11 protein-coding genes are annotated in these 12,983 nt (G+C 73.6%); 7 read left to right on the top strand and 4 right to left on the bottom strand.

Annotated elements, in window-relative coordinates:
* The first annotated feature begins 1 nt into the window (after window position 1).
* Window positions 2-1,456 (top strand): hypothetical protein, encoded by a 1,455-nt coding sequence (locus O7607_RS13225; protein WP_269703498.1) that lies wholly within the window; start codon window positions 2-4, stop codon window positions 1,454-1,456.
* Between the two features lie 58 nt (window positions 1,457-1,514).
* On the opposite strand, the gene O7607_RS13220 is transcribed toward O7607_RS13225, so the two are convergent.
* The 4 genes from O7607_RS13220 to O7607_RS13205 are packed head-to-tail and all read right to left on the bottom strand — an operon-like array spanning window position 1,515 to window position 4,481.
* Complete coding sequence (locus O7607_RS13220; RefSeq protein ID WP_013289266.1) at window positions 1,515-2,429, bottom strand: glycosyltransferase family 2 protein; 915 nt, start codon at window positions 2,427-2,429, stop codon at window positions 1,515-1,517.
* Window positions 2,426-3,427: a sulfotransferase family protein gene (locus tag O7607_RS13215; RefSeq protein ID WP_269703496.1), complete on the bottom strand. Its 1,002-nt coding sequence runs from the start codon at window positions 3,425-3,427 to the stop codon at window positions 2,426-2,428. Before O7607_RS13215 ends, O7607_RS13220 begins: the two co-directional genes overlap by 4 nt.
* Window positions 3,424-4,005, bottom strand: a complete 582-nt coding sequence (locus O7607_RS13210) for a glycosyltransferase (protein WP_269703495.1) — start codon at window positions 4,003-4,005, stop codon at window positions 3,424-3,426. The genes O7607_RS13215 and O7607_RS13210 overlap by 4 nt, the downstream gene beginning before the upstream one ends.
* On the bottom strand, window positions 4,005-4,481 hold the full coding sequence (locus O7607_RS13205) for a polysaccharide biosynthesis protein (RefSeq protein ID WP_013289269.1): 477 nt from the start codon (window positions 4,479-4,481) through the stop codon (window positions 4,005-4,007). The genes O7607_RS13210 and O7607_RS13205 overlap by 1 nt, the downstream gene beginning before the upstream one ends.
* 497 nt (window positions 4,482-4,978) lie before the next feature.
* On the opposite strand from O7607_RS13205, the gene O7607_RS13200 reads away from it, so the two are divergent.
* Genes O7607_RS13200 through O7607_RS13175 form a run of 6 tightly spaced genes read left to right on the top strand, consistent with a single transcriptional unit; the run spans window position 4,979 to window position 12,961 of the window.
* Window positions 4,979-6,811 carry a Wzz/FepE/Etk N-terminal domain-containing protein gene (locus O7607_RS13200; protein WP_269703494.1) on the top strand — a complete coding sequence of 611 codons (1,833 nt, stop codon included), beginning with the start codon at window positions 4,979-4,981 and terminating at the stop codon, window positions 6,809-6,811.
* Complete coding sequence (locus tag O7607_RS13195; protein ID WP_269703493.1) at window positions 6,808-7,815, top strand: DUF3048 domain-containing protein; 1,008 nt, start codon at window positions 6,808-6,810, stop codon at window positions 7,813-7,815. Before O7607_RS13200 ends, O7607_RS13195 begins: the two co-directional genes overlap by 4 nt.
* Window positions 7,812-9,296, top strand: a complete 1,485-nt coding sequence (locus O7607_RS13190; RefSeq protein WP_269703492.1) for an O-antigen ligase family protein — start codon at window positions 7,812-7,814, stop codon at window positions 9,294-9,296. The genes O7607_RS13195 and O7607_RS13190 overlap by 4 nt, the downstream gene beginning before the upstream one ends.
* Window positions 9,296-10,501, top strand: a complete 1,206-nt coding sequence (locus O7607_RS13185) for a hypothetical protein (protein WP_269703490.1) — start codon at window positions 9,296-9,298, stop codon at window positions 10,499-10,501. The genes O7607_RS13190 and O7607_RS13185 overlap by 1 nt, the downstream gene beginning before the upstream one ends.
* Window positions 10,502-10,517: 16 nt before the next feature.
* Entirely contained in the window at window positions 10,518-11,381 is an 864-nt protein-coding gene (locus O7607_RS13180) for a sulfotransferase family protein (RefSeq protein WP_269703488.1), read from the top strand.
* On the top strand, window positions 11,348-12,961 hold the full coding sequence (locus O7607_RS13175) for an MATE family efflux transporter (RefSeq protein WP_269703486.1): 1,614 nt from the start codon (window positions 11,348-11,350) through the stop codon (window positions 12,959-12,961). Before O7607_RS13180 ends, O7607_RS13175 begins: the two co-directional genes overlap by 34 nt.
* The last annotated feature ends 22 nt before the right edge of the window (window positions 12,962-12,983 follow it).

The raw sequence follows: 12,983 nt of genomic DNA, 5'->3' as shown, positions 1-12,983 counted from the left end.
CATGCCGGCCGACCGAGAGCCGCACAATGCCTTCGGGCAGCCGACCGGCCTGTGGCCGGGTCAGGACATTCCGCGCCAGGGTGGCGGCCCGTCGCTGCCCTGGCCGGAGGCCGAGAGCGCGCCACCACCGGCACCGGCCCGCGCCGGCGGTGACCTGCCCTGGCCCGAGCACGAACGGCCCGGCGCCGGTCACCACGACGGGCCCGGGCACGACCCGGCCGGCTGGGACGCCGCACCCGGCACCACGAACGGCTGGGCGCCGCAGCACGACGGCGGCACCGCGGCGACCGCCACGCTGACCGGACCGCCCCCGGTGGACGTTCCACACGGGCCGGCCACCGGTGGGCCCGGCCGCCCGCCCGCGCCGCCGCTCGCCCCCGCGCCGTCGCCCGGAGGCTCCCGTCGTCGCTGGCGGGTCGCCCTCGCGGCGGCACTGGTCCTGGCCGTGGCCGGCAGCGGGGTCGCGGTGGCCACGCTGCGACCCGACGCGGCGGAACGGCAGGCCGGCGGGACGCCCGGCTCGGTCGGACCGGCCACCTCGATGGGCCCGGGCACGCCCGCCACCCCGGGCGCGTCGCCGACCGCCGACCAGGGTCTCGGCGGCAAGCCCTCGGCGCGTCCGTCGGCCTCCGCCGACGCCGGGCCGGCCTTCAGCGGTACGCGACTGACGCTGCCCGGCGCCTCGATCGGTGTGCAGAGCGGGGAGACGTTCGGTCAGGCGCTGGCCCGGTCCGACCGGACCTTCGGCAAGCTGCGGATGGCCCGGATCTTCTTCCCCGGCCTGCCGCCGGCCTGGTCCGGCAGCCGGGCCGACGTGGTGGACCGGACCGTCGTGGTGTCCTTCAAGGCTTCGCCGCAGGAGGTCAACACCGGCAAGTTCGACTCCCGCCTGACCTCCTGGTTCTCCTCGATCCCGCGCGAGCACAACGTCTACTGGTCGTACTTCCACGAGCCGGAGGACGACGTCGAGCGCGGCGCGTTCAGCACGGCGGCGTACCGGACGGCGTGGAAGCGGATCGCCGGCCTGGCCGACCGGACCGGCAACCCCAAGCTCATCAACACGCTGATCCTGATGTGCTGGACGCTGGATCCGAAGTCCGGGCGCAGCTTCGACGCGTTCTACCCCGGTGGCGACGTGATCGAGGCGCTCGGCTGGGACTGCTACAACTGGGGCAAGAAGTGGAAGCGGTACGCCTCGCCGCAGGAGATCTACGGCCCCATGATCAGCAAGTCGAAGGCACTAGGCAAGCCGTGGGGCGTCGCGGAGACCGGCAGCGACCTGGTGCCGGGTGACGCGGGCACCGGACGGGCGGCCTGGATCCGGTCGATGACCGGCTTCCTCAACGGCCAGCGCCCGGAGTTCGTGGCGTACTACAACCAGACGGTCGACCAGGGCGACTTCCGGCTGCTCGACCAGCCGAGCATCCAGGCGTGGAAGTCCTTCTGCACGGCCTGATCGCGACGCGACGACAACGGGCGGGCGACCTCGGTCGCCCGCCCGTTTCGCGTACGGCTCAGATGCCCCGGCCGCGCTTGTGCAGCGTCCGCAGCACCCGGTCGGCCTGCACCGCACGGCTCGCCACCGCCAGCGCCAGGTACGCGCGCGGCTCCTTCGGGTTGCGGGCCAGCGTGCGCCGGGCCCAGCGCACCGCGTCCCGCCGGTTGCCCATGGCGGCCTGCGCGAAGGCGATCTGCCCGGCGACCCGCGCCTCGCCGTGCGGCACGGTGGCGAACTCCGGGTAGCGGCGCAGCAGCCACTGCAACGCGGTCGAGATGGTCTCCCAGCGCTGCGCGAAGTAGGACCGCTTGTGCCAGCGGACCAGCACGTACGGGCTCTCCACGTTCACCAGCGGGGCGTACCGGGCGGCGCGGAGCAGGAACTCGTAGTCCTCCGCGTAGCTGCCCGGGATCTGCTCGTCCACCAGGCCGATCGCGTCGAGCAGCGCGGCCCGGCGGATCAGGAACGTGGACGGGTGCAGCTCGGTGAGCCGGTCGCGCAGCAGCGCCTCCAGCGAGATCCGGGCCCGGTCCAGCGAACGGTCCACCGTACGGTCGTCGTAGCTGACCCGGATGCCGCAACTCACCAGCGCGCCGTCCGGGTGCGCGTCGAGCGCCCCGAACTGGGCGGCCAGCTTGCCGGGCAGCCACTCGTCGTCGTCGTCGCAGAACGCCACCCAGTCGCCGGTGGCGGCCTCGATGCCGGTGTTGCGCGCGCCGGCCAGCCCGGCGGTACGGGTATTCGTGATCACCCGGATCCGGCGGTCACCCCGATCGGTCTCCAGCGACCGGTCCGGCTCGGACTGGTCGTAGACCACGATCGCCTCGATCAGGCCCGGGTGCGCCTGGCTGAGGATCGCGTCGAGCGCCGCACGCAGCAGCTCCGGACGGTCCCGCGTCGGTACGACGACCGAGATGCTCGGCCCACTCATGCTCTCTCCACGGACTCGTCGGATCCCCGCTGGCCCAGATAGCCGTAGCGGACCCGCAGGGGAAGCGTGGCCAGGCTGACCACGGCACGGCTGCGGCGCGGCAGGCGGTCCCGCCACGCCTCGTCCCGGCGCACCGTCAACGGCCCGCCGCTGAACCGCAACGGGTTGCCGGCGACGCTGTGCGCACGGAACGGCGCGGCCGGCTCGGGGGCCGCGCCGGTGTCGTCGGCACCGGCCAGGATGCGCAGCGCCGCCGGGTCGTCCGGCAGGCCGGCGAAGTCCCGCACCCGGCGTACGGTGCCGGCCGGGTCGGCGGTGAAGTCCTCGTAGCGCAGCCGCAGCACCTTCGCCCGGGACGCGAGCAGGTGGAACGCGGCGTTCTGCGCGGTCCACAGCTTGCTCACCTCGAACGGCGAGAAGGTCGGCATGAAGTCCTCGCCGTCGACCACCTCGGGGCGGCGCACCTGCTTGCCCCACGAGTACGCCACCGCCCGGCTGTCCCGGACCAGGTGCAGCACCCGCAGGTCGAGCCCTTCGGCCCAGCGCAGCGCGAACGCGAGCGAGGCGTGCTTGCTGGAGTCCACGACCACCCGGGCGCCGGTCACCGACAGCGCGGCCCGGTAGATCCGGGTGTACAGGTCGGCGTAGCGGCGCACGTCGGCCAGCTGCTCCGGCGGGAGCGATTCCTTGGCGAGCCGGGGGATGTGCCGGGTCCGGTCGACGCGGTCCTTGAGTGCCAGCACGTCGTCCCGGTCGACAGCGGCCCAGCCGCCGAACGCCTGGTCGCCGACCTGCCGCCAGAACGGGCAGGCGGTGAACCGCTCGCCGCAGCCGCACCGCTCGTCGGCGCCGAGCGCCCGCTCCCACAGGTGCACCACCTCGCCGACGGCGCACACGTCGGCGCTCTGCGCCAGCAGCAGCTCCAGCAGCGTGGAGCCGCTGCGGCCGAGGCCGCCGACGAAGAGGACCCGCGGCGGAGCCGGATCCGGGGCGCTCATCCGCGACGCCCGACGGCTCGTTGCCGTACCCGGCGGGCCACCAGCTCGTCGATCACCGCGCCGACGCGGGCGACCGCCTCGGCGCGCGGGTCCGGACGGCCCGGGTCGGCGGCCAGGACGAACCGGCTCGGGTCGGCGAGGCCCTCGTCGAGCGCGGCGAGCAGCTCGGCCTCGGACTCGCACAGCCGCACCATGCCCGCCGCGCCCAGACGACGGGAGAACAGCTGCTGGTGGTTGTCGACGTGCTCGTCGTGCGACGGGTCGCGGGGCACCACGATCGGCAGGTGGCCGTTGCGCCGGGCCTCGGTGATGGTGGCCGGGCCGCCGTGGCTGACCACGAGTGTCGCCTCCGCCATCGCCCGCTGGAGCTCCTCGTGGCCGAGGAACGGGGTGGCCTCGGGCAGGGCCGGGGTGCGGCTGTGGCCGTACTGGAGGACCAGCCGGACCCCGGGCCGGGCCGCGTGCCAGCGCTCCAGCCAGCCGACCAGCCGGTCGAAGCGGTGCACGTCGGTGCCGACGACGACCAGCACGTACGGTGCCGCGGAACGCCGGTCCCGCTGCTGCGGAATGTGCGCCATCAGAGGAGGTTCCCCACGACGGTGGCCTCCGGGTACATCCGGCGCTGCTCGTCCCACTGCACGAGCATCGCGGAGAGGAAGGGGCGGCAGAGCCGGGCGGTGAGCGTCGCGCTGTCGATCCGGTCGTACACCTCGATGTAGACCGTCGGGATCTTGCGCATGCGGGCCGCCACCACGAACGGCAGGGCGACCCCGGCGCCGGTGGTGACCACCGCGTCGACCTGACGCCGGCGGATCACCTTGAGCGCGAGGAACGCGTTGCGTACCAGGTTCTTGACGTTGCGTGTGGTGGGGTGGTGCGCCCAGACCACGTCTTCACCGGCGAGCAGCGAGCGCGCGTCCGGGGTGTCGAACGTGACCCACGCGCGGCGCCGATCCCGGTACCACGGTTCCAGGGCCAGGAGCTGGGCCAGGTGCCCGCCACTGGACCCCACCAGCAGGACCTGCCCCGAGTCCTCGGTTGACCCGCTCACCACAGATTTCCTCCCGTACGCGGATGACGCGTCCGGATTTGTGAAAGCCCCTCGGACGCGTCCTGACAACCTACTGGCGCGCCCCTGGGCAACTGAAGGGGCCATTGGACGGATCCTGACGCGCCGGTCGGCTCACCTCTCGATTCCCGTCACTGGGACATGCACCGACCGGTCGCCGTCCAGGTCAGCCCGTTACCGCCGGAAGGCCGGGCCGGGACACCGGAAGAAAGTGAGATGTGTCAGGATTCCGTCACCGCTCCGCACGAGAGCCGTCGGCGACGTCGGCTTATCCGGGGGCAGGTCGGGCCCGACACCGGGAAACCCGCCGAATGGTCAGCGCCGATCGGCCATTTCTACGCGGGCTGCCCACACCCGGGCAGGCTTACCGGAACGTGAGCAGACTTTCCCTCGTCGTTCGGATCGGGGACACTCAAGGCCACGGTCAGGTCCAGCTGTGCCGTGGACTGCCCGGCTCGGTCGAAAGGGAGCGACAGACTCTGATGCCCTCACCCCATTTGGCCGAGAGCGACGCCGACGGTCTTGCCCTGATGGCCTACCTGGGCTGGCTGCGCCGCCGCTGGTGGATCCTGCTGCTCGCCGCGGTCCTCGGGCTGGGCGGTGGGCTGGCGCTGAGCCAGGTCCAGGAGGCGCGCTACACCTCGACCACGTCGCTGCTCGTGCGCCCGCTCGGCTCGGGCGCGGAGAACAACCCGAACGCCAAGGTCAACCTCGACACCGAGGCCCAGGTGGTCCGTTCCCTGGTGGTGGCCGAGCGTGCCAAGGCGCTGATGAAGGTCGACACCGGGGCCGACCAGCTCGTCAAGTCGGTGACCGTCAAGGTGCCGCCGAACAGCCAGATCCTGCAGGTGGCGTACGAGGCGAACAGCGCCGAGGGCGCCCAGTCCGGTTCGCACGCGTTCGCCCAGGCGTACCTGGACCTGCGCAAGGCCACCGCGCAGAAGACGCTGGAGAACGAGACCAACGCGCTCAAGCAGCAGATCGCCGGCCTCCAGAAGGAGCTCAGCGCGGTCGCCGGGCGGATCGCCGCGTCCCCGTCGAACTCGCCCGAGCGGGAGCGGGCCGAGGCCGAGCGGAGCGTCCTGACCAGCCAGATCACCAACCTGAACAACCGGCTCAGCCCGCTGGTGTCGGCCGGCTCCGACCCCGGCGAGATCATCTCCGACGCCCGGCTGCCGGAGCGGCCCAGCTCGCCGAACCGCACGCTCAACCTCGCCAGCGGCATGGGCGCGGGCCTGCTGCTCGGCATCGTGCTGGCGCTGGTGCTGGACCGGCTCGACACCCGGATCCGGCGCGGCCGTGACATCTCCGACCGGGTCGGCGTGCCGCTGCTGCTGGAGCTACCGGTCCGCACGCCCTCGCTCGCCGTCCTGCCGGCCACCCACCGGGTGTCCCGCGAGCTGGGCCGGCTGCGCAACGTGCTGCTGTCCGCCGTGCCCGAACCGGCACAGGGCGGACGCGGCCGCCAGCTGCTGCTCTGCGACGCCTCGGCCGGCACCGCCGCCGGGTTCGTCGCCGCCAACCTCGCCGCCGCGTACGCCCGCACCGGCCAGCAGGTCGCGCTGATCACCACCAAGCACGACTCGATGGTGGGCACCATCACCGGCGTGGCCGAGGGGCGGCACAACCTGGCCTCGGTGCTGCGCCGCGACGTCCCCCCGCTCAAGGCGCTCGCGCCGGTGCCGGGCCTGGGCCAGCTCCGGGTGCTGGTGCCGGGCGACCTGGACGCGGAGGTCGAACTGCCGGTCGCCGGGCTGCTGGAGATCATGCACGAGCTGTCCGCGCGCTTCGACCACGTGATCATCGAGACCGCCCAGCCCACGTTCGCCGTGGAGGCCCAGGCCCTGGGCCGGTACGTCGACGCCGTGATCATGGTGGCCGAGGCGGGCAAGACCCGTAGCGGCGAGATCACCGCCGCCCTGCAGCAGTTCGAGCAGGTCAACGCGCCGGTGATCGGTGCCGTGCTGGCCCCGCGCCTGCCCGCACCGGCGGCCGGCGCCGCCCGGCCGGCGTCCTCGGGCGGTTCGGGCACGTCGGGCGCGTCGAGCACCCCGCCGGCACCGGCCGCCCGGCCCAAGCCGCGGCCGAGCCCCGGCCCGTCCGCCGAGTCGACGATGGTGCTGCCGCGCATGCAGTCGTCCCGGCCCGGCCCGGCCAAGCCGGCACCCGGCAAGGCCACCCCGCCGCCCAGCCCGGGCAACCAGGGCGTGCCGGGCAAGCCGGTGCCGCTCAACGGCACCGGCGGCACGTACCGCTCCCGGGGTGACGGCGACGGCCGCAGCTACGCCCTCGACTCCGGCGAGGACCTGGGGTGAACCGCCGGCAGATGCTCCGCGCCGCCATCGCCCCCGCCGTCGTCCTCGGCGTCGGTACCGGGTGCAGCGAGCCCGAGCCCAAGCCGGGCAAGATCCAGGTGGTGGACCCGGGCGACGTCACCGCCTCGCCGTCCGGGGCCAGTGCCTCGCCGACCCTGCCGACCGGCCCGCTGACCGGCGCGCCGGTCGGCACCCCGGCCGCCGCGACCCGCCAGGCGGTCGCGGTGCCGCTGCGGGTGAGCCCGGCGACCACCCCGGCCGGCCTTGAGGCCGCCGATCTGGTCTACGCCGAGTTCGCCGAGTCCGACACGCTGCACCTGACCGCCGTGTTCCACTCCAGGGACGCCGCCAAGATCGGCCCGGTCACCGAGATCCGGCCGGTCGACATCCGGTCGCTCGCGGTGCTGCGCCCGTTCGTCGGCTACGACGGCGGCCCTCCCGGCTTCCTCACCCAGTTCGAGAACTCCGACCTCGACGGCGTCACGCCCGACGACGACAGCAAGGTCTTCTCCGGCGACTACACGTCGACGGCCGCGCTGCTCAAGGCGGCCCCGAAGGGCGGCCAGCCGCCCACCCCGCCGATCGATCACGCCGGCGAGGGCGACGCGCTCGCCGCCCGCGACCTCGCCCCCGCCACCGAACTCACCGTCACCGTCGCCGGCGGCCCGCCGATGGTCTGGCGGTACGACCAGGCGAAGTCCCTCTGGGCGGCCAAGGTCGGCAAGGTCACCGTGACCGCCGCCGCCGTCATCGTGCTGACGATGGAATACCGCACGCTGGACGTCCGCAATCCGTCCCCGCGCTCACTTCCCTCGGCGAACGTCTTCGGTGAGGGCGCGGTGCTGGCGGTGTCCGGGCCGAACAGCGCGAAGGGCCGGTGGCGCAAGCCCGGCCTGGGCATGATCTGCACGCTCGCCGACACCGGCGGTGACCTCCTGCACCCCCAGCCCGGCAACGCGTGGGTCATCTACGCGCCGACCACCGCCAAGGTCTCCGTGAAATGAGCACCGCCACCCCGCCCCGCACCGCGCGCGGGACGGTCCCGGTCGGGGCGGTCTCACCGCCGGACGGGAACCGCCTCCGGCCGGTGACGGCGCGGCCGGAGAGCTGGTCGTGGCGGCTGCCGACGGCATGGCCGCTGATCTCGGTCTTCCTGCTGTACCCGCTGTGGTGGGTGCTCGGCGTGTCGAGTTTCGTCTTCGTCATCTTCGCGGTGCCGATGGTGGCGCAGATGCGCAAGCGGGGCCCGATCCGGGTGCCACCCGGCTTCGGGATCTGGATGGTCCTGCTGCTCTGGGTGTTCCTGTCGGTGCTCACCCTCGACCTGACCGCGCCGAACACGCTGCCGCCCGGCGGCAGCGGCAAGTACATCGGCTGGGGCATCCGGCTCGCCAACTACGTCGCCATGACCGTGACGATGCTCTACGTCTACAACCTGCGGGAGCGGGAGCTGTCCCAGCGGCGGATGGTCCGGCTGTTCGGGTTCATGGGCGTGGTCGTGGTGCTCGGCGGCTGGATCGGCTCGCTGTTCCCGAACCTCAAGTTCGTCGCGCCGCTGCGCTTCGTCCTGCCCCAGTCGATCGCCGGGCACCCGTACGTCACCTCGCTCATGGAGATCAAGTTCGCGCAGGTGCAGCAGGTGATCGAGGGGGAGGCCAGCTCGCCCCGCCCGTCCGCGCCGTTCACCTACACGAACTCGTGGGGTCAGAACACCGCGATCCTGCTGGTCTGGCTGATCGTCGGCTGGGTCGTGCTGGGCAAGCCGCTGCGCCGTACCGCTGGCGTGGCGATCGCGCTGGCCGCGATCTTCCCGATCGTCTACTCGCTGAACCGGGGCCTGTGGATCGGTCTCGGCATCGCCGCCGCGTACGTCGCGCTGCGGCTCGCGCTGCGCGGCCGGATGGTGGTGCTCGGCGGGCTCGCCCTGGCGGTCGGGCTGATCGGGGTGCTGATCGTCGCCACACCGCTCGGCCGCACCTTCGACGAACGCCTCCAGAACGGCCACAGCGACGACATCCGGACCACCCTGTCCCAGGGCGCGGTCACCGCGGCCAACCAGTCGCCGGTCCTCGGGTACGGCGGCAACCGGGCGCTGATCGGCAGCAACCGGTCCATCGCCATCGGCAAGTCCGAGGACTGCAAGCAGTGCGGCAACCGGGAGCTGGGCAGCAACGGCCAGGTCTGGGCGCTGCTCGTCGGGCAGGGCTGGGTCGGCGCCATCTGCTACAACGCGTTCTTCCTCTACTGCATCTGGCGCTACCGGCGCGACCACAGCGCCATCGGGATCGCCGGCACGCTCGTGCTCATCCTCATGCTCTTCTTCCAGTTCACCTACGGTGCGATGGAAGCGACACTCGCCTACGCCCTGATCACAGTCGCCCTGCTGGCCCGCAACGACCGGATCCGCCGGTCGCTGGCGCCGGAGCCACCCCAGGGCACGATCGCCGGGCTACGGGCCCGACTGGAAACGACCGGTGACCGCTGATGGTGTTCCGCGTACCCCCGGACGGCGACGGCCGTGCCGCGTACCTCGGTGAACTGGCCGGGCTGATCTGGCCCGCGCCGGCCGAGCCCGGCCTGCGCCGCGGCGGCGCCGGCTGGGTGGTGGTGCCGTCCGCGTCCCGCCCCCGGCTGCTGGTGCCGACCGGCTCCGGCCGGGCGGCGGCGAGCGCGGTCCGGCACTCCACCGAGGCGGTCGGCCGCAAGGCCAAGCTGGTCCGGCAGGGGCTGTCCACCGCGTTCCGGCTCGGGCTGGGCCCGATGGTGTTCCGCGACCGGCTGGTGGTCGACGGCGGCGGGCTGGACGCGTACCTGACCGAGGTGCTCGGCGAACCGGCCCTGGTCAGCCTGCACATCGGGCCCGCCCGGGCGAACCGCAAGCCGGTGCTGCAACTGCTCGCCCCGGACGGCCGGGCCCTCGGGTACGCCAAGCTCGGCGTCGACCCGCTGACCCGCGCGCTGGTGCACGCGGAGGCGGACGCGCTGCGCCGCCTCGCCGAGGTGCCGCTCGGGCCGGTGGTGCTGGCCGGGGTACGCCATCACGGCGACTGGCACGGCCACGCGCTGCTGGTGCAGGAGGCGCTGCCGGTACGACTGCCCCGGGCCACCCCGGCCGCCGCCCAGGCCGCCGAACGCGCGGCCATGGTGGCGGTCGCCGGCTGTCTCGGCGTACGCCGGCAGTCCTGGGCGGGCAGCGGGCACGCCGCCCGGCTCACCGCGGCGGTGGACGCGCTCGGGCCCCGGCCGGAGGCCGGACGGCTGCGTGCGGCGCTGAAGTCCGTCGCGGACGCCGACCCGATGGTGGCGTTCGGCGCCTGGCACGGGGACTGGAACGGCGGCAACAGCGCGGTGCTCGCCGACGGCCGGGTGCTGGTCTGGGACTGGGAACGGTTCGAGGCCGACGTGCCGGCCGGCTACGACGCGCTGCACCTGGCGGTGCAGGGCGCGATGAGCCACGACGGGGTGGAACCCGTCGAGGCGGCCCGCGCGCTGATCGCCGGCGCCGGGGCCACCCTGGCGCCGTTCGACCAGACCGGTGGGGGCGCCGATCTGGTCGCCGTGCTCTACCTGGTGGAGCTGGCGGCGCGCTATCTGCGTGACCGGCAGGCGGAGGCGGGTGCGCGGCTGGGGCACGTCGACACCTGGCTGCTGCCCGCGGTTGAGGAACACCTGGCCCGCCGGGCCGGCTGAGTTGAGGAGTGGGGACGTGACGCTGGCCAAGGAGCAGGCGCTCCGCGCGGTGAAGTCGGTGAGCCGGACGGTCGGCCGCTTGACCGCCGGTTCGCGGATGGTGCCGGGATTCCTGATCGTGGGGGCGCAGCGCTGCGGCACCACCTCGCTGTTCAAGACGCTCTCGCAGCATCCCGGTGTGCTGCCGCCCGCGTACCACAAGGGCGTGCACTACTTCGACATGGACTACCACCGGGGGATGAGCTGGTATCTCGGGCACTTCCCCACCACCGGCAAGGCCGAGGCGGTGAAGGCCCAGATCGGGGTACGCGGGATCACCGGCGAGTCCAGCCCGTACTACATGTTCCACCCGCTGGCCGGGCAGCGCATCGCCCGTGACCTGCCCTCGGTGAAGCTGCTGGTGCTCCTGCGCGACCCGGTGGAGCGGGCCTACTCCGCGCACTCGCACGAGCTGGCCCGCGGCTACGAGACCGAGGCGGACTTCGAGCGGGCGCTCGCGCTGGAGGAGTCGCGTACGGCCGGCGAGCGGGAGCGGATGATCAGCTCCGCGTCGTACGCCAGCGAGCACCTCCAGCACAACGCGTACCTGGCCCGGGGCCGCTACATCGAGCAGCTGGAGCGCCTGGAGGCGCTCGTCGGCCGGGACCGCATGCACGTCATCGACAGCGACGACTTCTTCGCCGACCCGCGCCCCTCCTTCGACGCGGTCTGCGACTTTCTCGAGCTGCCCCGCTGGGCCGACATCGCGTTCGGCAAGCACAACTCGCGCTCCCGTTCGCCCATGTCGGCGGAGCTGCGGGCCCGGCTGGAGGACCACTTCGCGCCGTACGACGAGCGGCTGGCGACGTGGTGGGGACGCGTGCCGTCGTGGCGGCGGTGACCCGGCCCGACGCCGGCGGCACCCCGACGCTCACCGCACCGCCCCCCGGACCGGGCGCGGGGCTGGGCGGCGCGGCCCGGCAGGGCTTCGCCAACCTGGTCGGGGTCGGGCTGGCCGCGGTGGCCGGGTTCGGCCTGAACATCGTCATCGCCCGGGGCTGGTCGGTCCGCGAGGCGGGCATGTTCTTCGCCGCTACCAGCGCGTTCATGATCGCGGCGTCGGCGGCCCGGCTCGGCACCGACGTCGGCACCGTCTACTTCGTCAGCCGCCAGCGCACCCTCGACCGCCGCGACCAGATCCGGGGCACGATCCTGGTCGGGTTGCTGCCGGTGCTCGTGGTCGGCACGCTGCTCGGGCTGGCCGGCTGGCTGGCCGCACCGGCGCTGGCCCGGGCCACCATGCCGGAGGCCGGGCCGGAGGCGGTCACCGCGCTGCGCATCCTGCTGGCGTTCGTGCCGCTGGCCGCGCTGAACGACTACGCGCTCGCCGCCTGCCGCGGCTTCGGCCAGATGCGCCCACTGCTGACAGTGGAGCGGCTCGGTCGCACACTCGTGCAGTTCCTGGGCGTGGCGGTGGCCGCCTGGCTCGGCCTGTCCGCCACCGTCGGGCTGCCGCTGGCCTGGGCGGTGCCGTACCTGATCGCCGCGGCGGTCGCACTGCTCTGGCTGAGCCGGCTGGTCGGCCGGGCCGGTCGGCAGGTGACGCGGCCGGTGTCGGCGCGCGAGCTGGCCGGGCCGTTCTGGCGGTTCACCGGCCCTCGCGCGATCAGCAGCCTGGCCGCGATCGTGGTGCAACGGCTGGACATCGTGCTGCTCAGCGCGTTGCGCGGGCCGGCGGACGCGGCGATCTACACGGCGGCGACCCGGTTCCTGGCGCTGGGTCAGCTCTCCAGCGTCGCGCTGTCCAGCTCGGTGCAGCACCGGCTGGCCGCCGCGTTCGCCCGTGACGACCGGGCCGAGGCGGGTCAGCTCTACCAGGTCGCCACCGGCTGGCTGGTGATCCTCTCCTGGCCCGCGTACCTGATCTTCGCGGCCTTCGCCACGCCGATGCTGGCGCTGTTCGGAGGCGACTACGCCGACGGCCGCGCGGTAGTGGTGCTGCTGGCGCTGACCATGCTGCTGGCCACCGGGTGCGGCATGGTCGACATGGTGCTCAACATGGCCGGGCGCACCGCGTGGACGTTCTACAACGCGATGACCGGCACCGTGCTCAACGTGGTCGGGAACCTGGTGTTCATCCCGCGGTACGGCATCCTCGGCGCCGCGCTGGCCTGGACCGTCTCCATCCTGGTCACCAATCTGGTGCCGCTGACCCAGCTCTGGTGGTCGATGCGGCTGCACCCGTTCGGTGCCGGCACCCGGGCCGCGATGGCGCTCGCGGTGGTCACGCTGGGCCTGCCGCTCGGCGCGGCGACAGTGCTCGGCGCCGGTACGCCGATGCTCGCGCTGGTGGCCCTCGCCGGGCTGGCCGCGTACGCGGCGGGTGTCTGGCGCTGGCGGCGCACGCTGAACCTCGACGCGCTGCGTGCCCTGCGCCGTGGCCGCAACCGGGCCGGGGCGGACCCGGCCGCCCAGTCCTGACCGATCCTGCGCACCGATGGGA

The sequence above is a fragment of the Micromonospora sp. WMMA1949 genome (assembly GCF_027460145.1).
Taxonomy (GTDB): Bacteria; Actinomycetota; Actinomycetes; order Mycobacteriales; family Micromonosporaceae; genus Micromonospora.
The sequence above is the reverse complement of the archived record's forward strand: the minus strand, read 5'-3'. Positions and strand labels throughout refer to the sequence as shown.

Bases quoted from the DNA above. Each gene is read 5' to 3' on its own strand.
- O7607_RS13225 (WP_269703498.1), top strand. From the start codon at position 2: ATGCCGGCCGACCGAGAGCCGCACAATGCCTTCGGGCAGCCGACCGGC.
- O7607_RS13185 (WP_269703490.1), top strand. From the start codon at position 9,296: ATGGTGTTCCGCGTACCCCCGGACGGCGACGGCCGTGCCGCGTACCTC.
- O7607_RS13200 (WP_269703494.1), top strand. From the start codon at position 4,979: ATGCCCTCACCCCATTTGGCCGAGAGCGACGCCGACGGTCTTGCCCTG.
- O7607_RS13215 (WP_269703496.1), bottom strand. From the start codon at position 3,427: ATGAGCGCCCCGGATCCGGCTCCGCCGCGGGTCCTCTTCGTCGGCGGC.
- O7607_RS13190 (WP_269703492.1), top strand. From the start codon at position 7,812: ATGAGCACCGCCACCCCGCCCCGCACCGCGCGCGGGACGGTCCCGGTC.
- O7607_RS13220 (WP_013289266.1), bottom strand. From the start codon at position 2,429: ATGAGTGGGCCGAGCATCTCGGTCGTCGTACCGACGCGGGACCGTCCG.
- O7607_RS13210 (WP_269703495.1), bottom strand. From the start codon at position 4,005: ATGGCGCACATTCCGCAGCAGCGGGACCGGCGTTCCGCGGCACCGTAC.